The sequence below is a fragment of the Bacillus sp. LB7 genome (assembly GCF_030449715.1).
Lineage (GTDB): Bacteria > Bacillota > Bacilli > Bacillales > Bacillaceae > Bacillus > Bacillus paralicheniformis.
This window is the reverse complement of the sequence record NZ_JASGCA010000007.1, coordinates 161,265-181,817: the sequence shown is the minus strand read 5'-3', so window position 1 is coordinate 181,817 and position 20,553 is coordinate 161,265. Positions and strand designations below refer to the sequence as shown.

Annotated in this window: 14 protein-coding genes; 5 read left to right on the top strand and 9 right to left on the bottom strand. The window is 46.3% G+C overall.

Annotated elements, in window-relative coordinates; genetic code table 11:
- Positions 1 to 13: 13 nt before the first annotated feature.
- From QMZ64_RS11815 to QMZ64_RS11805, 3 genes are read left to right on the top strand one after another with little or no spacing between them, the layout of a single operon-like run.
- Complete coding sequence (locus QMZ64_RS11815) at positions 14 to 1,114, top strand: spore germination protein (RefSeq protein ID WP_265626838.1); 1,101 nt, start codon at positions 14 to 16, stop codon at positions 1,112 to 1,114.
- On the top strand, positions 1,101 to 2,297 hold the full coding sequence (locus QMZ64_RS11810; RefSeq protein WP_165427188.1) for a Ger(x)C family spore germination protein: 1,197 nt from the start codon (positions 1,101 to 1,103) through the stop codon (positions 2,295 to 2,297). Before QMZ64_RS11815 ends, QMZ64_RS11810 begins: the two co-directional genes overlap by 14 nt.
- Positions 2,298 to 2,336: 39 nt before the next feature.
- The gene (locus QMZ64_RS11805) at positions 2,337 to 3,434 is read left to right on the top strand and encodes a spore germination protein (protein WP_165427187.1); all 1,098 of its coding nucleotides are present in this window, start codon (positions 2,337 to 2,339) and stop codon (positions 3,432 to 3,434) included.
- Positions 3,435 to 3,438: 4 nt separating this feature from the next.
- Here QMZ64_RS11805 and QMZ64_RS11800 read toward each other — a convergent pair whose 3' ends face one another.
- On the bottom strand, positions 3,439 to 4,893 hold the full coding sequence (locus QMZ64_RS11800) for an MDR family MFS transporter (protein WP_301441318.1): 1,455 nt from the start codon (positions 4,891 to 4,893) through the stop codon (positions 3,439 to 3,441).
- 202 nt (positions 4,894 to 5,095) lie between these two features.
- On the opposite strand from QMZ64_RS11800, the gene QMZ64_RS11795 reads away from it, so the two are divergent.
- Positions 5,096 to 5,572, top strand: a complete 477-nt coding sequence (locus QMZ64_RS11795; RefSeq protein ID WP_165427186.1) for a MarR family winged helix-turn-helix transcriptional regulator — start codon at positions 5,096 to 5,098, stop codon at positions 5,570 to 5,572.
- 41 nt (positions 5,573 to 5,613) lie between these two features.
- Here QMZ64_RS11795 and QMZ64_RS11790 read toward each other — a convergent pair whose 3' ends face one another.
- From QMZ64_RS11790 to ppsA, 3 genes are all read right to left on the bottom strand, one after another.
- Positions 5,614 to 7,653, bottom strand: coding sequence for a molybdopterin-containing oxidoreductase family protein (locus tag QMZ64_RS11790; protein WP_265626840.1), 2,040 nt, complete (start codon positions 7,651 to 7,653; stop codon positions 5,614 to 5,616).
- A 145-nt stretch (positions 7,654 to 7,798) separates the two neighbouring features.
- Positions 7,799 to 9,223, bottom strand: a complete 1,425-nt coding sequence (locus QMZ64_RS11785) for an MDR family MFS transporter (protein WP_265626842.1) — start codon at positions 9,221 to 9,223, stop codon at positions 7,799 to 7,801.
- A gap of 454 nt (positions 9,224 to 9,677) precedes the next feature.
- Positions 9,678 to 12,272 carry a phosphoenolpyruvate synthase gene (ppsA, locus tag QMZ64_RS11780; protein WP_265626843.1) on the bottom strand — a complete coding sequence of 865 codons (2,595 nt, stop codon included), beginning with the start codon at positions 12,270 to 12,272 and terminating at the stop codon, positions 9,678 to 9,680.
- A gap of 324 nt (positions 12,273 to 12,596) precedes the next feature.
- Between ppsA and QMZ64_RS11775 the strand changes: the two genes are divergently transcribed.
- Positions 12,597 to 13,313, top strand: a complete 717-nt coding sequence (locus tag QMZ64_RS11775; RefSeq protein WP_265626844.1) for a 3-ketoacyl-ACP reductase — start codon at positions 12,597 to 12,599, stop codon at positions 13,311 to 13,313.
- A 46-nt stretch (positions 13,314 to 13,359) separates the two neighbouring features.
- Here QMZ64_RS11775 and QMZ64_RS11770 read toward each other — a convergent pair whose 3' ends face one another.
- From QMZ64_RS11770 to QMZ64_RS11750, 5 genes are all read right to left on the bottom strand, one after another.
- A complete protein-coding gene (locus QMZ64_RS11770; RefSeq protein WP_265626845.1) occupies positions 13,360 to 14,574 on the bottom strand; it encodes a cytochrome P450 in 1,215 nt (404 codons plus the stop codon).
- Positions 14,575 to 14,812: 238 nt separating this feature from the next.
- On the bottom strand, positions 14,813 to 16,636 hold the full coding sequence (locus QMZ64_RS11765; RefSeq protein ID WP_301441315.1) for an ABC transporter ATP-binding protein: 1,824 nt from the start codon (positions 16,634 to 16,636) through the stop codon (positions 14,813 to 14,815).
- On the bottom strand, positions 16,633 to 18,360 hold the full coding sequence (locus tag QMZ64_RS11760; protein ID WP_265626848.1) for an ABC transporter ATP-binding protein: 1,728 nt from the start codon (positions 18,358 to 18,360) through the stop codon (positions 16,633 to 16,635). The genes QMZ64_RS11765 and QMZ64_RS11760 overlap by 4 nt, the downstream gene beginning before the upstream one ends.
- Positions 18,357 to 18,830 (bottom strand): MarR family winged helix-turn-helix transcriptional regulator, encoded by a 474-nt coding sequence (locus QMZ64_RS11755; RefSeq protein ID WP_265626849.1) that lies wholly within the window; start codon positions 18,828 to 18,830, stop codon positions 18,357 to 18,359. Before QMZ64_RS11755 ends, QMZ64_RS11760 begins: the two co-directional genes overlap by 4 nt.
- 137 nt (positions 18,831 to 18,967) lie before the next feature.
- Positions 18,968 to 20,542, bottom strand: coding sequence for an alkaline phosphatase family protein (locus QMZ64_RS11750; RefSeq protein WP_301441314.1), 1,575 nt, complete (start codon positions 20,540 to 20,542; stop codon positions 18,968 to 18,970).
- Between the last annotated feature and the right edge of the window lie 11 nt (positions 20,543 to 20,553).

The window sequence follows — 20,553 nt, the reverse complement described above, 5'->3', positions numbered from 1 at the left end:
GGGGGATTTCTCCATGATGGTGAGTCAGCAAGACAAAATTACCGTTTCACAAACCGTTATCGTCATCACGAATTTTCTGCTGGGAACAGGCATCTTGACACTGCCGCGGATATCTGTGGAAGCTGTCAAGACACCGGATGTCTGGCTGTCTGTTGCATTTGGAGGATTGATTGCTCTATTAGCAGGTTTCATCATGGTGAAATTAAGCATGGAGTACCCCGAAAAAACGTTATATCAATACAGTCGCGATATTATTGGCAAGTGGCCGGGAAGGCTTTTCAGCCTGCTTTTGATTTGCTATTTTCTCGCAACGTCAAGTTTCCAAGTCCGCTCCGTTACAGAAGTTATGGGATTTTACTTACTGGAAGAAACGCCGCTTTGGGCGATGGCGATGGTTTTTTTATGGAGCGGGATCTATTTAATAACCGGCGGTATCAATCCGATTGCCCGACTTTATGAAATCATTTTTCCGATTACAGTTCTCATTTTTCTTATCGTCATATTTATGAGCGCAAGCATATTCGATACCGACAATTTGCGGCCGGTTCTCGGGAAAGGGATCGTGCCGGTGATGCAAGGAGTCAAGACAACGTCTTTTGCTTATACAGGCATAGAAGTTCTGCTGATCATCGTTCCTTTTATGAGAAAGCCTAAGCAAGCGTTAAAAGCTGCTTTAATAGGCATCTCTTTCCCGATTGTCTTTTATGTGATCACCGTTATTATGGTCATCGGTGCACTGTCGATCGATGGAGTGACATCCCGGACCTGGCCGACGATTGATTTAATGAGAAGCTTTGAAATACCGGGGTTGATCTTTGAACGGTTTGAGTCCTTGCTGCTGGTCATCTGGATCATGCAACTATTCTCCAATTTTACGATCAGCTATTTTGCTGCTGCAGTAGGTCTGTCACAACTCTTGAAGAGGAGGATGGAACCGATATTATTCGGCTTGCTTCCGGTCATTTATCTCATTGCAATGACGCCTAAAAATATCAACCAACTCTTTCAAATGGGAGATCTGATCGGCAACAGCGCCATCTTTTTAGTCGGGCTAATCCCGCTCATGCTTTTGGTGATATCGAAAGTAAGGAGGAGAAAGTTTGAAAAAAATTAACACCATTCGCTACTTAACGATTGCTTTCCTTTTGTTTTTATTAACCGGGTGCTGGAGCAGCCACGAAATTGAAGAGCTTGGTCTCACATTTGCGATGGGGATTGACAAAGGCAAAGAAACCGAACTCGAAAAAAAATTTGACGAAATGGGAGGCGATTACCCGAAAAAAGACCGGATTACGATGATCTATCAATACGTGAACGAACAAGCCGCCGGTTCAAAATCGACCGGAGGAAGTACTGATCAAAAAACGTATATTAACGTTTATGAAACGGGAGACTCGCTTCAGCAAATTAACACCGAAGTAGCATTGAGACAGGACAGACCTGTATTCAGTCCTCATTTAAAGGTGATTGTCATCGCCGCTGAGCTTCTCCGCACCTATTCGCTGGCAGAACTGCTTGATCAGCCTCTCCGCGATAATGAAATCAGGCCGAGCAGTATGGTGATGGTCACAAGAGGGCGGGCGAGAGACACGCTTGAGCTGAAGGAAACCGGCGAAATGCCGGCGTTTCGTCTGCGCAAAATCGTCGAAAATGAATATAAAGCGAAAAAAATTCTTCCTCCTGTGACGCTTGCCAAACTGACAGGCAAAATGAGGTCAGGAACGAGCTATCTTCTTCAAAATGTTATCGGTACCGATGGAGAAGTCAAATATGCAGGAGCAGCTGCGATCAACGGAAAAACCAATAAGCTGATCGGCTATTTGGATGAACATGATTTAGAAGGAGTGATGTGGATCACCGGTAAGGGAATTGGAAGCACGGTTAAAAGTTATGATCCGAAAGAAAAGAAGGTGACCGCATTTGGCGTCGAATCGATTAAAAGCAACATCAAGCCCATCGTTAAAGGAAACCGTCTGTCTTTTGAAGTGAACATAAAGTCAGATGGGTATCTTGCGGAAAACTGGAACACGAATGAAAAAGCTTTTGATGACAAATTTTTAGAAAAAGTCGAAAAAACAACCGCGAAAACGGTGAAAAAATCGATGGAGGACATTACAAAAAAAATGAAAACCGAATACAAAGCAGATCTTGCCGGATTCGGAACCGAGCTGAGGATCAAGTATCCGAGGCTTTGGGAAAAACTAAAGAAAAATTGGGATGAGACGTTTACCGATATACCGATTACATATCATGTTCAAATCGCGATTAAAGAATACGGAACCGTTGGGGATCAGTAACAGAAGTACTTCTAATCACGAAAGGCGGAGAAACGCGCAATGATCCGTTCCGAAGATCAAATCACGACTTCTCAGGCAATCGTTGTCTTTGTCAGTTATATTATGGCGGCCGGGATTCTCTCCTTGCCGAGAACCGCTGCAGAAGAAGCCGGGACGCCGGATGTATGGATTTCCGTCCTATTAGGCGGACTTATCACAACGGCAGTCGGAGTGGTGATGACAAAATTAAGCCAAGATTATCCCGGTCAAACATTTTTTCAATATGGTGAAGACATTGTTGGAAAGTGGCTCAGTATTGTGGTCAGTCTGCTTTTCATTGACCATTTCATAGCGATTGCGGCTTTTGAAGCAAGAATCATGGCGGAAGTCATCACCTTTTTTTTGCTGCAGCAAACACCGATTTGGGCGATCGTCATGTCGATGATGTGGGTCGGATTTTATTCGATCAAAGACGGAATGGGGTCGCTCGCCCGTTTATTTGAAATTATTTTTCCGGTGACAATCCTTTTCTTTTTAACCGTCGTATTTATGAGCTTTGGCATATTTGAACTGGATAATCTGCGGCCTGTCCTTGGGAAAGGCATCATGCCGGCAATAAAGGGGACAAAAGCGACAACGCTTTCTTTCATCAGCGCAGAGGTGATGGTGTTCCTTTTGGCGTTTATGAAAAAACCGAAAGATGGTGTCAAAGTCGCTGTTATGGGAGTCGGCATCGCAATGCTCTTTTATTTAACAACGGTCGTATTCGTGATCGGGGGGCTGTCAGTTGACGGGGTGACCGCGATGACATGGCCGACGCTTGACCTCATCCGCAGTTTTGAAATGCCCGGCTTGATATTTGAACGTTTTGAATCGCTGCTCCTTGTCATCTGGATTATGCAGCTGTTTGCAACTTTTTCCGTCTCATTTTACGCTGCATCCCTGGGGCTCTCGCAAATTTTCAAAAAAAAGAGCAGACCGATCATGTTCGGTCTGCTTCCGGTAATGTATTTGCTTGCAATGACGCCAAAAAATATCGATGATGTATTTTCTCTCGGCGACATGATCGGCTATCAAGCGGCTGTTTTATTCGGCATTGTGCCGATTCCGCTGTTATTGATTTCGAAAATGAGAAAAAAGAAATCTTTGCAAAGCTAGATGTTCAGCCCGCTTTGTTGACTCGCTTTTTAGCTCTCGGTTTCACCCTGTCATTCGGCATGAAAAACACGAGCAAAAAGGCGGCCGCTGCGGGGAAAATTGCCCAAGTAAACGTATGAACAATCGAATTTGACAGCGCCTCGGTGATGTGATTTAAAATATCCGGCGGCATTGATGCCCGGGCACTAGACAAAATCTGGTTGGCGTCATTCGGTGAGGCGGGATTTGAAGCGCCTGTGCTTTTAAACATATCTTCCATCTGTTCTGAAAATTGGTTTTTTTGAATCATTCCGAACATACTGGCGCCGATCGTCATGCCGAGAGAGCGCATAAAGTTGCTCGTGGAAGTCGCTGAACCGCGCTGTTCCGGACCGAAATGATGGATAGCCGCCATGCTTAATACAGAGAATGAAAAGCCGACTCCCAAGCCGACAACAATCATATAAATTGTTAATAATAAACGCGGAGTGTCCATGTTAAGCGTGCTTAATAAAGAAAACCCGCTGACGAGAACCAGTCCGGAGATGAGCATAATGTTCCGGTAGCTCATTTTTGTCGTCAAGAATCCGCCAAGCTGGGCTGATACGACAGAGCCGAGCATCATCGGCAAAAGAACAAGGCCGGAGTTTGTCGCAGAATCTCCGTACACACCCTGAACAAAGATCGGAATCTGGATGGTCGCCGAAATAAATGTCCCGCCGTAAAATAAAGCGACAAGCGTGCTGCCGGCAAACAGCCGGTTTTTAAACATATGAAACGAAATGATCGGTTCACTGGCCTTACGTTCGATCATGAGGAAGCAAATCAATAAGCCGGCTGCACTTCCGAAAAGAGTAAGGATGACATTCGAATCCCATGCGTATTTCTCCCCGCCGAGCTCCAACGCAAACATGAGGCAGACGACCGCTCCTACGAGCGTGATCGCTCCTAAATCAATGCGATGCTTTTCATGCTGTTTCGTCTCTTTGTAAAATAGAAGAATGAAAACAAAAGAAACCATACCGAGCGGCAGATTCATATAAAAAATCCAGTGCCAGCTGATGTAGTCAGTGACATAGGCGCCGATGAGCGGTCCGAAAATGCTCGAAAGGCCAAAAACAGCGCCGAAAAGTCCAGTGATCTTACCGCGCTTTTCCAGTGGGAAAATGTCAAAAATGATGGTAAAAGCAATCGGAATGAGCGCGCCTCCGCCAATTCCTTGGACCGCGCGGTAAATGCTGAGCTGCTCAATGGTTGTAGCCGTTCCGCACAATGCTGATCCCGCCATGAACACGATGCTGCCAAAAAGAAAAAAACGTTTTCTGCCATACATATCCGACAGCTTGCCGAATATTGGCATGCCGGCCATTTCGGCGACCATAAAGGCAGATACAACCCAGACAAAGCTGTCGAGTCCGCCAAGATCGCCGACAATTGTTCCCATTGCCGTGACAACAATGGTATTGTCCATCGAAGCCATCAAAATAGCAAGCAAAAGTCCTGCTACAACAAATCCTAATTTTTGATTTTGAGTTTGTGACAAATCAATCGATTCTCCTTTTAAATCAATTCGTTCTAAAGCAGCGTTTGGCATGGATGCTTCATCCTGTTATGATTATTTATATCAGGAAATAAATATCTTAGCTGCTAAGACATAATGATTTTATAGAAGGGTGTTACCGATGTCAAGAACAAATCATATTGAAGGAGACGGGCTGCTCAACGAGCTGATACAGCAATTGAGGTTTCACAGCACCGCAACCATTTTTCTGCACGAGGCGATCGGCGAGAAAATCGGACTGAACGCAACGGATCATAAATGCCTTGAGATCATCTCGCGGGAAGGTAAAGTAACAGCGGGGGAGCTTGCCGCAAAAAGCGGGCTGACAACGGGAGCGATCACAGGCGTGATCGACCGTCTTGAGAAAGCGGGCTATGTCAGACGCATCAGGGATTCGTCCGACAGAAGGCGTCTATTAGTCGAGCTGATCCCGGAAAACCTGGAGAAGATCTCTCATATCTTTCAAGACTTGGCGCAAGAATCTGCCGGATTTTTAAGCCGATATTCAGAGGAAGAACTGCAAACCATTATCAAATTTTTGAAAAACAGCACGGCGTTTGCCGCCGATTATGCCAAAACTTTAAAGAAGCTAAAATGACAAAAAGACCGGTTTTGCATCAACCGGTCTTTAATACACGTTCATATTTTTCCAATTTGAACTCTTCCGGAAAAGAAAGTTGCTCCGCCGCCCATATCAGCTAATCGATCAGGCGTCAGTGCATTGACGAGATAATGCTTCCCATCTGCATCCGCCCATAATCCTTGGCTGACGGCCACACCCGGAAGGACGTGTTCTCCGACCGCAGCGGGCAGGATGCATGATCCGCGGTCATTCCAAACTTTCACCAAATCTCCGTTTTCAATGCCTTTTTCTTCGGCATCCTTTATATTCAAGTGAAGCTTCGGCTCCTTTTCTAATTTGGTATGCTTTTCATTGTTTGAAAAGGTCGAATTTAAAAAATTATGATTCGGTCCAGGTACAAATAAAAACGGATACTTGTCTGTTTCAACAAGCGGGGTATGAGTCGGCAGACCCGGGTAGCCGTGCTGTTCCATCAGTTTTGAATACAATTCAATTTTTCCGCTGGGGGTTGGCAGTTTATCAGGAAAAATCGTTTTCCGATTGGCTTTGACAAAATGCTTTTCAGTCAGGCTGTCGTAGTCAATGCCGTCGAGCCACGGATTATCAGGGCAGTCAAGCGCCTGTCTGATCATCTCTTCGTCGGAATCTTTCAGCGGTTCATCATCAAAGCCCAGCGCCTCAGCCAAAAGTCTGAATACTTCTGTATTTGACTTGCTCTCTCCGTATTTCTCAATAACAGGCTGCTGAATTTGCGCATAATGGTGCCAATATGATGTATAGAAATCCGTATTTTCGAAAGCGGAAGAAGCCGGCAGGACGATATCGGCATACCGTGCCGTTTCCGTCAGGAATAAATCGTGAACAACCGTGAATAAATCTTCGCGCTCAAGCCCTTTCCTGACTTTGTTCGCCTCCGGCGCGACGACGGCCGGATTGCTGCTGTACACAAACAGCGAACGGATCGGAGGCTCGGTATCCAGGAGAGCTTTGCCGAGCTGATTCATGTTGATGACCCTTGGTGTTCTGCCTTTTAGTAAATCGGGACGCTGCAAAGCTTTTGTATTATAGGCCAAAAATGCCGTGTTGCCTTTGATCGCCCCGCCTCCTTTTTTCGTCCATTGGCCCGTGATCGCGGGCAGGCACGCGATGGTGCGAACGATCATTCCTCCATTGTCATGATGCTGAAGACCGTTGCCGATCCGGATCAGGGAAGGGGAGGTGCGGCCGTACAAGCGGGCGAGCTCGATGATATCATTCCGGGATACGCCGGTGATTGCCTCTACTGTGGCGGGATCGTATTGCAGCACATGGCGGCGGAGCTCTTCATGGCCGACTGTAAATTCTTTCAGAAATGGTTCATCAGCCAAATTTTCCTCGAATAAGACATGCATCATGCCAAGCGCAAGCGCGCTGTCCGTGCCGGGGCGAATCGGAATAAACCAATCCGCCATCCGCCCGGTCTGATTTTTATGAACGTCGATCACAACGATTTTTGCACCGTTTTTCCGGGCTTTTTGAGCAATGGTGATTTGATGCATGTTGGTTGAGACCGCATTGATTCCCCAAAAGATAAACAGTTTTGTTTCCGTTGTATCTTCAGGGTCTGTGCCGATGCTTCCGCCCATCGTGTATTTATAGCCGACAGAACCGGCAGGAGTGCAAATCGCCCGGTCAAGCTGGCTCGATCCGAGGCGGTGAAAAAAGCGCCTGTCCATTCCTTCAGCCGTCAAGTTTCCCATATTGCCGTAAAAGCTGTAGGGCAGAATGCTTTCGGGACCTTCCTGTTCAATGAGCGACTGCCAGTGGGAGCGAATCGTTTCAATTGCTTCATCCCAGCTGATCGGTTCAAATATCCCGTCTCCTTTTGGCCCCGTCCGTTTCAGCGGGGTTCTCAGCCGTTTGGGATCATAAATACGCTCCGTCATATTGCGGACTTTATTGCAAATATTGCCCTGTGTGACCGGATGGTCCGGGTCGCCTTGTATTTTAACGATTTTTCCTTCTTTTTTATGAACGAGCAGCCCGCATTGATCCGGGCAGTCGAGCGAACATACGGATTTGAAAATCCCGTCTTTTTGATCAACAAATGACTCCATGGAATCCGTTCCTTTCCGATAAAATGAATATGATTCTAGCATTATATCACAAAATCTCGTCAATTCTGAAAATAAGAGCCAAAGAATCACGGCAGAACAACGATAAAAAAGGATGCCCCCGGAAGGGCATCCTTTAAGTTTTTGTTTATTCTTGATCAAAATCAGGTGCGACCGCTTTTTTAATAAATAAAGCGGTAAAGAAAGCGATACAGCATAAAGCGAGAGCAAACCAGTAGGCATGGTGAACACCGTGAGTCATCGCTTCATTCACGATTTGCGGGCTTGCGGTTTCTTGTCCGGCAAGATAGCTTTTCTGGCCTTGGCTCATGATGCTGACGAACACCGAAACACCGAGTGCGCCTGCAACAGGCTGAAGTGTATTGGAAATTGCTGTTCCATGAGGATATAAATGTTTCGGCAATTCGTTTAATGCATTCGTCTGCGCAGGCATCATGATGGCTGAGATCGACAGCATCAAGATGATGTACACAATAATAAACGCCCAGACCGGCACCGAAGGATTGATCCTGCTGAAGAAAAACATCACGCCGACGAGAACGATCGTACCCGGAATGATGAGTTTTCTCGGCCCGAACTTATCGAATAAAGCGCCCATGGCCGGTGACATGAGACCGTTTAGCAAGGCCCCGGGCAAAAGTAAAAGCCCTGCTGCTTTGGCTGTAAAACCAAGCGGTCCTTGCAAATACATCGGCATCACGATTTCGGAAGCGAACATCGCCATAATGACAATCACAAATAGGCAGACCCCGCGCGTGTAATTTTTATAGGCGAACACACGCACATCCAGCAACGGTTGTTCAAGCTTCAGCTGACGAAGCACGAACAGCACGATACTGATCAGGCTGACGATGATTACACCGATGATCAGAGGGGACTGAAACCCTTCCGGAGCCTCTCCGGCACTGCTGAATCCGTATACGATTCCGCCGATCCCTATGGTTGAGAGAATGATCGATAAAAAATCAGCCCGCGGGCGCGTCGCTTCTCCGACATTTTGCAAATACTTCATCGCAAACAGAATTGAAAATACTGCAAAAGGAATGACGATGATAAACAGCCAGCGCCAGCCGAGGATGTCAACAATGACGCCCGAAAGAGTGGGACCGATCGCCGGAGCGAACATGATGACCAAACCGAACGTCCCCATGATTTTTCCGCGGACTTCAGGCCGATAAATCAGCAAGAGTGCGTTCATAATAATAGGGATCAAGAGACCTGTACCGACCGCCTGAATCATGCGTCCCGTCAAGAGCATCGGAAAATTCACTGCGCAAGCGGCGATGATGGTTCCGACTAAAAAAGTCGACATGACGCCGATAAACATCTGTCTTGTCGTGAACCATTGAATCAGTAAAGCGGAAACAGGCATTAAAACACCCATGACAAGCATAAATCCGGTTGCCAGCCATTGAACAGTCGGGGCATCAACGTGAAAGACTTCCATCAGCTCTGTTAATGCGATGTTCAACAATGTTTCATTTAATATTGCAAAAAATGCACCAATCATGAAGGTGACTAATATTGCTTTAGAATTAAACTTTTTCTCCATATCAAACCTCCTGTAATACAATTTACCCAAAAACATGACGACAAATGATATGTAGGATTCCCGAATATCCGGAGTCCCAATTTGCTTCTTTCGTTTTTCATCTTATATAATAACGTGTCTCCACCGCCGTTCATCATTTTTCTTCATGATTGGCAACTATATGAGTATACTCGGTTTCACCCATATTTACAATAAAATTGTCAGGTTCATCTTTTCAAGTTAACGAGTGGATGATTATGAAAAGACAGGGAGGGAAGGGCATAGATCATCCGTTCAGTCAAATAAGTCCATTATTACGGTGTATTTTACCTGTATTGCGGGCAGCTGTTCTGACTGAAGAAAATCATGCCCGGATCCTTTCCCTGATAGATAAAAAAGGTAAGAACTCTCCAAACCTGAAGAGTTCTTTTACATGCACTGTCGACTCCCGTATTCCTTTTCGCAGCAGACACCATTACAATATTTCGATATATCCCTCTGTACCGTGCACGCGAATTTGTTGCCCATCTTTTATCAGCCCAGTAGCATTCTCCACTCCGACAACTGCCGGCAGGCCATATTCGCGTGCGATCACCGCTCCGTGGGTCATTAATCCGCCGACTTCGGTGACCAGGCCTTTTATAGATACAAATAATGGTGTCCAGCCTGGGTCGGTAAAGGAGGTGACTAATATATCTCCATCTTCCAGATCGGCATTTTCCATGTTTAAAATGACACGCGCTCTTCCTTCTATCACTCCGGCAGAAACAGGCAGGCCTGCAATCGCATTAGCCGGCAAATTTTCTCGTTTGTACGCACCTGTAATGATTTCGCCATCAGACGTAATCACACGCGGTGGAGTTAGTTTTTCATATGATTTGTACTCGTCTTTCCGTTTGCTGATGATTTGGTCATCTATTTTTTTTGTGCGTACGGCTTCGTGAAGCTCTTCAAAAGTGAGGTAGTAAATATCTTCTTTTTCATGAATAACGCCCGCTTGTACGAGTTGTTCGGCTTCTTTCAGCAACGCCTGCTTGTATACGAAGTAGCGACTGACTATGCCGTATTTTGGATATTCCCGGTAGCCGATGAAATTCCGAATGAGGTCGATCATTCGTTTTGTTTCTTTAGCTTTTTGTTCACCATCCGGTAATTGCTTCAATCGATCGATTAACTCTTGTTCTTTTTCCAAAGCAATCCGCCGCCCTTGTTCAAACTTTCGATTGCCGGCATTAGGCTCAAAGTTTTTAATATGACTAAGAATCATAGGGACAAGTGTAATTGGTTTTTCACTCCAGCGAGGTCTTGTAATATCGATTTCTCCGGGACACCGCATTCCGTATTTGCTGAGATAATCATAGATAGCGTCTTGGATTTGCTTTCCTCCATCAAACTTAACCAGTTCATCGAGAAAGTGATCTTCTTTTGCATGCTGCAAATAATCAATCACTTCTGGATAAGGGCGAATCACATCCGCCACATCCATCAGTGCCAGACCCATTTCCGAAGTAATATTGCCCGGTACAGATTGAGAAAGGGTATCAGCGGCGTTTTTTTCGCCTAGCCACTTGTTCATGTTTTCATTGATCCATGTTGTCGCATTTATAGCAGCCATAAACACAGCCGTACTTTGCGGGTCAAATACGATCTTCTTTAATTGCTGGATATCTTCCAGAATAAAATCAAACAAATCCGATCCCGATTTCGCTTGGATATTTTGTTTTAACTTTTCGATCGATGTTTGATTGCGCTTCATCAAATCAGAAACGATTGTCGGATCGTTCTCGAATTGCGCCGGCATATCTGTTTGACCATTGCCCGGAATCGGTGCTGTTTGATCATTTGGTATCAATTTTATAAAATCTCGCTCGATTACGGTCATGAGTGCGTCTTTTGTAAGCGGATCTGCTCCCACGGTATTTAATAAAGTTTCCCGGCCGGCACGTGTTGTCAGCCTAGGCGCAACATCAACAAACAATCTCCCGCCGGCTTTACGCATCGGTGCAGGAGTAATTAACAGGTAAAAAGACAATCCCAACGGTTTAATAGGATCAGTCATCATTTGCTGATGACCAACAGATAGATAGACGTGATTTTCTTGATCATTCGCTTCAGGGATCGGGTATAAAGTCGTGATCGGCCGGCTCTGAACAATATAAAATGTATCATCAGCCAAACACCATTCGATATCTTGCGGCTGGCCGAAATGAGCTTCGATCTGTCTTCCGATACGGGCCAGCTGTAAAATTTGCCCGTCAGTGAGTGTTTGAGACATCTGCTGATCAGGATCGATCTGCTTTGTCTCTGTTCCGCCTTGTTTTCGTCCATAAATCGCCAATTTCTTGGCCGCTATTCTCTTATCGGCGATTTGGCCATTTTGCACTTTATAACAATCGGCAGAGACCAAGCCGGAGACAAGAGCTTCTCCAAGTCCAAATCCGGCATCGATTGAAAGCAGTTTCCGGTTGGTAGTTATCGGATCAGCGGTAAATATAATCCCTGAAGCCTGCGGGAAAACCATCTTTTGAATGATAACGGATAAATAAACTTGCCTGTGATCGAATCCATTCTGCATACGGTAGATGACCGCGCGCTCCGTGAACAGGGAAGCCCAGCATTTGCTGATATGCTGCAAGATCGCATCCATGCCGATAATATTTAAATAGGTATCTTGTTGACCGGCAAAAGAAGCATGCGGTAAGTCTTCAGCAGTCGCACTGGAACGCACTGCATAAGCATGTTCCACGCCATATTGGGAGAGATAGTGTGCAACTGCTTTCACAACATCAGAAGGAATTTCTGCTTCCATAATGATTTGCCGAATTTTCCTGCTGATTTCACCAATTTGATCCCGATCCTCAACTTTTAGCATGGCCAGTTGATCCAGCAACGCTTGGAACGTTTCGTTTCGATTGATGGCTTTTTGAAACGCTGCTGTCGTGACGCAAAAGCCTTCTGGTACTTGTATTCCTTGAATGTTTGATAATTCACCTAAATTTAACCCTTTTCCCCCGACAAGCAAAAGCTGTGTTTTTTCCATTTCGTGAAAACCGAGAACGAAATCACTCATTCTGCATCTCTCCTTCGAAAAAAATTTGACAAGAGCTTTTCAATATGTTAGACTTAAAGTATAAGATGGGATACCTATGACTATTAATCTAAAACATACGTGATCTGATTATATCATCGCGTCTGTTTTTATGCAATATGAAAAGAACCTGGTAAAACGATCCAGGTTCTTTTTTTGTTTCTTCAAGCAATCGAATATAACGATGGCCGATTTAATGGGCGGTTCGCAGGCGGTTTATTCTTCGCAAGTCGTCATATTTGCAAAAACGCAGTTTATTTTCCTATAATTTAAACGTGTGATACATAGAGAAAGGAAGTTTTTCATATGCAATCTTTACAAAACAAAACCGCTCTGATTACAGGAGGGGGAAGAGGGATCGGCCGCGCAACAGCGATTGCCCTTGCAAAAGAAGGCGTACATATCGCCCTTATCGGCCGTACAGCTGCGAATCTTGAAAAAGCAGCAGAGGAATTAAAGGCGTTCGGCGTAAAAGTATCTGTAGCCGCAGCTGACGTAAAGGATTTAACAGCTGTAGAACGTGCGGTCCAATCCGTAAAAGGAGAGCTTGGACAAATCGACATTCTCATTAACAATGCCGGGATCGGCGGGTTTGCAGGATTTCTTGAGCAATCCCCTGAAGAGTGGGAAAATATTGTCCAGGTGAATCTGATGGGGGTTTACAATGTAACACGCGTCGTTCTGCCTGAAATGATCGAAAGAAAAGCGGGCGATATTATTAATATTTCTTCTACAGCAGGCCAAAGGGGAGCAGCCGGGACAAGCGCCTACAGCGCGTCTAAATTCGCGGTACTCGGATTGACCGAATCGCTGATGCAGGAAGTCAGAAAACACAATATCCGCGTGAGCGCCCTTACACCGAGCACGGTTGCGACGGACTTGGCAATCGACTCCAAATTAACAGACGGCAATCCGGAACGCGTCATGCAGCCCGAAGATCTGGCCGAATACATGGTCGCCCAGCTTAAACTGCACCCTCGCATTTTCATTAAATCAGCGGGCATGTGGTCTACAAACCCTTAAACAATCGGGAAAGGACAGGCTTGAAACAGCCTGTCCTTTTTTCATGCTATTTTTGCGAAAGGCGTACGGGGAGATGGCGGACGCCGAAGACAAACGGACTTTGAATCGCTTCAAGCTCCTCTGAGCTGTCCCTTTCCACTGATGCATGCCGCAGCAAGTAATCGAGTGCGACTTTCGCTTCAAGCCGGGCAAGGGGAGCACCGAGACAAAAATGGATGCCGAAGCCGAAGCTCATATGAGGGTTTGATTTACGATCAAGCCTAAAGCTGTCGGGATCGTCAAATTTCAGTTCGTCACGGTTCGCTGAAGCGACCCAGTTGATCACCGTGGAACCTTTTGCAATCCGCACGCCCTTGATGTCAAGGTCTTCAGCCGCCGTGCGGCCGATCGCTTGCACGGGCGGATAATACCGCAGTATTTCTTCAACAAAAACAGGAACAAGGGACAAATCTTGTCTTACGGCTTCCTGTGTGGCTTTGTCTTCGGTGAGATAGCGGACACTGTTTGCGATCAGGTTGGTTGTCGTTTCGTTGCCTGCGACCAAAAGAATGATGCAAAAATTCAGCAGCTCTTCTTCTGTCAGCGACTTGCCGTCAACTTCCGCCCGCAGCAAAAGCGAAATCAGGTCGTCTTTTGGCTCCTTTTTTCGCTGCTTGATAATGTTTTTAAAATAATCCGCCAAAAACCGATTGCCTTCTTCACGGCGTTTGTACATCTGTTGAGCGGCTTCAGCCGAGCGGTCTTCCGCACCTGCGACAAGGATGTCTGAATAATGTTTAAACATGAGGCGGTCTTCAGCCGGAACGCCCAAAAGTTCAGCAATGATAATGACGGGAAGGGGAGCAGCCAAGTCATCCACCACATCAAACAAATCCTTCTGCTTCGCTTCGTTAAATAAAAAAGCCGTCACTTCTTCGATATGCGGCTCAAGCTCTTTCACCGCTTTCGGCGTAAAAGCTTTATTAACGATAGCCCTCATTTTTGTGTGTCTCGGCGGGTCCATTGTTAATATGCTTTTTCCTTCCATATTACCGCCGCGCTTTGAAGAGAAAAGCTTCGGGTTTTTTAACACGAATTGAACGTCTTCATACGAAAAGATATCCCAGCATTTTCGCTCATCATCGTAACGTACAGGAGACGTCTTTCTGATCCGGTTATAAATCGGGAACGGAAACAGCCGGTCATTACGGGAGCTGATTTCCTTCATCGGAATCCAATTGGCATAGTGCTTGCTTGATTGAAGTGAATTTGAATTTGCCACAGTCAATTCTCTCCTTTAACATGAATCGTTTATACATGATGAACCGGTTCAATCTTTACGTTATCACTATTTTTACAACGGTTTCAACGGACATATCATGAAAAAATTGTCAATTGGCCGAAAGTATCGGATCTAAAAAAGGTAAAAAGGCGAGGTATGCTGAACAACTGCGGGAACATCAGCTCAGAGATGGATGAAAAAAACGAGGCCGCACCTGATCAGGTACGGCCTCGATCTTTCAGCTGACAGCTTCTCCATGGGAGAACTGGCTGTTATACAAATCGGCATAAAATCCGTTCTCACGAAGAAGCTCTTCATGGCTGCCTTTTTCAATAATATCTCCGTTTTTCATCACAAGAATCAAATCGGCATCTTTTATGGTAGAAAGACGGTGGGCGATGACAAAGCTTGTGCGGTTAGCCATCAGTTTATTCATCGCTTTTTGAATATTCATTTCCGTTCGGGTGTCGACACTGCTTGTCGCTTCATCCAATATTAAAATCTTCGGATCGGCTAAAATGGCTCTCGCGATCGTGAGGAGCTGCCGCTGCCCTTGCGAGATGTTTTGGGCATCTTCGCCCAGTACCGTATCATAGCCGTCCGGCAAGGTGCGGATAAAATCGTCGGCATAGGCGGCTTTTGCCGCTCTGATGATGTCTTCATCTGTCGCGCCTTCACGTCCGTAGGCGATGTTTTCGCGGATGGTGCCGTTGAACAGCCATGTGTCCTGCAAAACCATCGCAAACATGCTTCTGGCCTGTTCGCGCGACAGTTCGCTGATGTCGGTGCCGCCGACCTTGATGCTGCCTTTGTTTAATTCATAAAACCGCATCAGCAAATTGATGATCGTCGTTTTTCCTGCGCCAGTCGGTCCGACGATCGCAATTGTCTGACCTTCTTTGGCATGGAGGCTTAAATCGCGGATGACCGGAACGTTTTCATCATAGCCGAAGGCGACACGTTCAAATGATACATCGCCTTTTAATGTGCCGGTATCGATGGAAGCCGGCGTCTCCTCGATTTCCTCGCCTTCGTCTAAAAGACTGAACACCCTTTCGGCGGATGCGATTGCCGATTGGATTGTATTCGCGATTCCGGCAGCTTGAACGAGCGGCTGGGAAAATTGCTGCGTGTATTGAATAAAAGCCTGCACGCCTCCGATCAAAAGGGTGCCGTTAAGAACGAAAATACCGCCGGTAATGCTGACAAATACATAGCCGAGGTTGCCAATGAATGTCATGATCGGCATCATCAGACCTGAAATAAACTGCGCTTTCCAGCCTGACTGGTAAAGACGCTCATTCACTTCATCGAATTGCTGAATCGCTTTTTCTTCATGACCGAATGCCTTTACTTCCTGATGCCCTGTGAACATCTCTTCAACGTGTCCGTTGATGTCGCCGAGTTCTTTTTGCTGCACGCCGAAGTGTTTCTGCGAAAATGAGGCTATAAATCGGACAGCGAGCATGCTGAGCGGAACCGTGATGAAGACGACGAGCGTCAGTACAGGGCTGATGAGAAGCATCATGACAATGATGCCGACTATCGTAATGACAGACGTAATCATTTGCGTCAGCGCCTGCTGCAGTGACGTATTAATATTGTCAATATCATTGACTGCGCGGCTGAGCGTGTCGCCGTGCGAATGCTTGTCATAGTACTTTAAAGGGAGCCGCGTCAGCTTTTCATTCACTTCCTGGCGCATTTCGTATATCGTTTTCTGGGCTACGCCGGCCATCAGGTATTGCTGCAAGAACGTAAAGAAAGCAGAAAGCAGATACAGCCCTGCCAGGATCATCGTGATCCTGCCGAGAAAGCCGAATTGAACACCGGTGCCTTCTGTAAAGCTGGCGAAAAGGGAAGAGGTCGCATCTCCGAGAAGTTTTGGACTGATGACATTAAACAACGTCGCCAATATTGCAGCACAGACAACGAGCACCAGCTGGAAGGTCCGCGGTTTTAAATAGCGGGCCAATCTCAAGAGGGTCTTTTTAAATTCTTTCGGTTTTGTCTCGTGCATTCCTTTTGGTATCGAGCCGTGATGCTTTTGTTGTTGGCTCATGCGCTTTCCTCCTCAGCCTGCTGTGATGCCACGATTTCCTGGTAAATGTCATTTTCAGCAAGCAATTGTTGATGGGTGCCGATACCGGCTATTTTTCCTTCATTTAATACGATGATTTGGTCCGCATCCGTAATCGTGCTTACCCTTTGGGCAACAATAATGACGGCGGCATCAGCGGTGGTTTTCTTCAGCGCTTTTCTCAGCTTTTGATCCGTTTTGTAATCAAGCGCGGAAAAGCTGTCGTCAAATAAATAAATTTCCGGTTTTCTGACCAATGCCCGGGCGATGGAAAGCCGCTGTTTCTGGCCGCCTGAAAGGTTGGCTCCGGCCTGCTCGATATCAGATTCAATTCCATTTTTCTTGCCTTCCACAAACTCGGCAGCCTGTGCCGTTTCAAGTGCTTCCAAAATTTCTTCATCTGTTGCGTCTTCTTTGCCAAATCGGATATTGTCCTTGATCGTCCCGCTGAATATTGAAGCTTTTTGCGGGACATAGCCGATTTTCGCGCGAAGCTCCTTTTGCGCCATCTTTCTGACATCTGTTCCGTTGACAAGCACAGACCCTTTTTCAATATCGAAAAATCTCGGGATCAATTGAAGAATCGTCGTTTTTCCGGCCCCTGTGCTGCCGATGAGCGCAGTCGTTTCACCCGGTTTTGCTTTGAACGTGATATTTTCGAGAACGGGCTTTTCAGCTCCGGCATAACGAAAAGTCACATCTTGAAATTCCACATAACCGCGCAGGCCGCTGTCTTTCTGCGGCTCTTTCGGATCGGTAATCGAAGGCACTGTTAACAGCACTTCGTTAATGCGGTCGGCAGACGCCTGAGCCCTTGGGATCATCACGAATGTCATCGCAAGCATGATCAGCGCGATTAAAATCATGGATGCATATTGAAGGAAAGCCATTAAGTTCCCGACCTGCATGCTGCCTTGATCGATGCGGATGCCTCCGAACCAGATAATCGCGATGTTCGTGAAATTCATCATAATCATCATGACCGGGAATAGAAAAGCCATGATTCTGTTAACGGCGATACCTGTATCGCGAAACTCTTCGTTTGCCTTTTGAAAACGGGCTTTTTCTTGATCAACACGGTTAAACGCGCGAATGACGCGAACCCCCGTCAAACCTTCCCTGAGAACGAGGTTAAGACGATCCGTCTTTTTTTGAAGAACGCCGAATAAGGGAACAGCTTTCCTTGTAATGAGAAAAATCAGCCCCGCAAGGATCGGGAGAGCGGCCAGAAATATAATCGACAGCTTGGCATCTCTGGAAACGGCAAGCACAATACCGCCGACCAGCATTAACGGCGCTCTCGTCATCAATGAAAGCATCATGTTGAGCACATCTTGGACTTGCTTGACATCGTTGGTGGTACGGGTAATGAGAGAAGCAGAACCGATTTTTCCGAATTCATCCATTGAATAGTGTTCAACTTTAACAAACAGCTTGCGCCTGATATCTCTTCCAAAGCCGAGGGCTGTTTTCGAAGCGAAAAACGCTTTTCCGACAGTCATGATGATAGCCAGAAGAGAGCAGGCGATCATCCAGCCGCCGGTTCTCAATATGAATGGCATGTCGCCGTTCACGATTCCGACATCAACGACATCAGCCATTAACATCGGCAAATAAAGCTCAAGCACACTGCTCAGCAAAGTAAAAACAGCGACAAGAATCACTTGCAGCTTATAAGGCTTTAAATATTTTAAGAGTGAGATCATTTTTCAACCTTCTTTTCACTTGTTTTTTCTCCGTGTTCGATAAACTCGGATAACTTATGAATCAAATCGGCGAACTGCCTGCTTTCATCCTCGCCCAGAAACCGGGTGAGCTGCAGGAACCACCGATCCAGTCCTTTAAGCGCATCGTCCGCCGCTTTTTTTCCTTCATCGGTTAAAAAAATCCGGACGATCCGCCTGTCATTCTCATCCATACGCCGAAAAACGAGTCCTTTTTTTTCCATTCTGTTCAACATCTGCGTGACGAAGGGGGAGGTGACATGTAGAGCGCGGCTGATTTCGGATGCCTTTTTTCCTTCACCGCTTGCTTCATTTAAAAACATCAGCGCTTTTGCCTCAGTCTTTTTCCATTCAACTGCAGGAAATGACTGTTTCACTTCCGCATACCGCAGCCGTTTGAAAGCTTCGATCAACTGTATAACGGTCTCGCGGCTGACTTTGTCTTGTTTCATAAAAGCACCTGCTTCTCCATTTTAATTAATTAAGTAAATAAACTAAAACACTGTATTATCATACATAGAACAACAAAAGATTGTCAAAGAAGAAACTTAGAAAAAAGAAAAACCCGATCATTGATGACATGATCGGGTCATTGTACGAGCTTCATAAAAAAATCTTTCATTTCAAGATGGCGAAGATGTTCCGGAACTTTTTCCGATCCGACGATGATCATCGGAGCCAAGCTATCCGTTTTATAAAGCGAGCCATGGCCGCCTCCGCCAAAATGGAGGGGAGACTTTTCGCCGGCAAATTGGAACCCGGGTTTCGCATCGGCGATCACAAACTGTCCGCGATGCGAATGCATGGCGCTGTACAGGCGGGCAAGAGCATCCGGGTAATCGCCGTATTTGATCGATGCGCCGTCCGCTTTCATGTCCAATAAAGAAAAATCTCCGCTGATCGTCCATGACTGCCCGTAAGGATCTTGATAACCGCCTTCCGGACGAAACCGCAGCGGTTTTAAAGAACGCTTCGAATCGACGTATATCCAGCCGTTTTTTTTCCACGCTGTGAAAGCGATTCGTTCGTCTTTTTTCAATTCATTGACGGCATCTTGCAGCGGCATGTTTCGATCCGTGACATAAATGTATGCCATTCTGTCGTTTACCGCAAAAAGAAGCTGATCGTTTCGATCGGGGACTTCGTTTATTTTAGCGATCCGGTATCCTTTAAAAAGCGAATGAAGCCGGATGGCGGCCTTGTCTTTATCGCGTCCGATCGCTGTCTGCCCGCCGTCACCCATGACGACCCACACTGCTTTTTCGGCCGCATCGCGCCAAGAATCATATGCATTCAATATGCGCTGCAGCTGCTGATCCATTTTTTCGAGGCCTTTCATATCCATCGGGCCTTTTTTGTGTGCATCGTGGTCAAAATCGGGCAAGTAGGCGACAGTCAGCGCAGGAAGCTTCCTCTTTTTAATTAAATAGGCTATTTCCTGTGCCGTGAACTTGTCGTTAACGCCATAACCTTGCCAAATATGGTGGTAGGGGTTATCGGGATCGAGCTGGGCAAAGCGGCCGAATGAAAAAAGAGCCGGCCCGTTTACCGTCATATGTTCAGGCATCAATTTAAGCTTCTTGAGCGGGGGCGGGATGTTTAATTCGCGGCGGTCAGGCCCCCTGTATATGAGCCCGTTGATGGATGCCGACTGTTTTCCTCGCGCTTGCAAATCATCATGGACCGTTGCCGCCTTTCGGCTTAAATGGAGGTGATTAAGAGAATATAGTCCGTCTTCGATCGTTTGTTTGATGCCTAGCGCGACGATTTCTTTTTTATCGCTCCCGTAATTCACGATTCTCTGTTCATCCTGGTTATACCAGACGAGCCCGGGAACGCGGTGGATATTCGGATAAGTTCCGGTGAGCAGCGTGCTGTCAATCGAGACCGACATCGTCGGATACGCGCTCACCACTTCAGGTTCATAATGACCGTTTTCAAGAAAGAATTTTAATGCCGGGGCGCGGCCTTCTTGAATCGCTTTTTTCAAAGGCTGATCCATCAAAGAGTCGATGATCAGGACAATGACCGGTTTTTTGGAAGATTTGACGGCCTCTGCTTCTTCATCCGGGAGCCCCAATTTTTCATCCCCGGCATTCAGCCATATAATAAATGAAATCAGCGCACATATAAAAATGACAAGTACAATGCTTAGCTTTTTCAAAACGGCCTCAT

Bases quoted from the DNA above. Each gene is read 5' to 3' on its own strand.
- QMZ64_RS11760 (WP_265626848.1), bottom strand. From the start codon at position 18,360: ATGATCTCACTCTTAAAATATTTAAAGCCTTATAAGCTGCAAGTGATT.
- QMZ64_RS11755 (WP_265626849.1), bottom strand. From the start codon at position 18,830: ATGAAACAAGACAAAGTCAGCCGCGAGACCGTTATACAGTTGATCGAA.
- QMZ64_RS11800 (WP_301441318.1), bottom strand. From the start codon at position 4,893: ATGGCTTCGATGGACAATACCATTGTTGTCACGGCAATGGGAACAATT.
- ppsA (WP_265626843.1), bottom strand. From the start codon at position 12,272: ATGAGTGATTTCGTTCTCGGTTTTCACGAAATGGAAAAAACACAGCTT.
- QMZ64_RS11795 (WP_165427186.1), top strand. From the start codon at position 5,096: ATGTCAAGAACAAATCATATTGAAGGAGACGGGCTGCTCAACGAGCTG.
- QMZ64_RS11790 (WP_265626840.1), bottom strand. From the start codon at position 7,653: ATGGAGTCATTTGTTGATCAAAAAGACGGGATTTTCAAATCCGTATGT.
- QMZ64_RS11785 (WP_265626842.1), bottom strand. From the start codon at position 9,223: ATGGAGAAAAAGTTTAATTCTAAAGCAATATTAGTCACCTTCATGATT.
- QMZ64_RS11765 (WP_301441315.1), bottom strand. From the start codon at position 16,636: ATGAGCCAACAACAAAAGCATCACGGCTCGATACCAAAAGGAATGCAC.
- QMZ64_RS11805 (WP_165427187.1), top strand. From the start codon at position 2,337: ATGATCCGTTCCGAAGATCAAATCACGACTTCTCAGGCAATCGTTGTC.
- QMZ64_RS11815 (WP_265626838.1), top strand. From the start codon at position 14: ATGATGGTGAGTCAGCAAGACAAAATTACCGTTTCACAAACCGTTATC.
- QMZ64_RS11775 (WP_265626844.1), top strand. From the start codon at position 12,597: ATGCAATCTTTACAAAACAAAACCGCTCTGATTACAGGAGGGGGAAGA.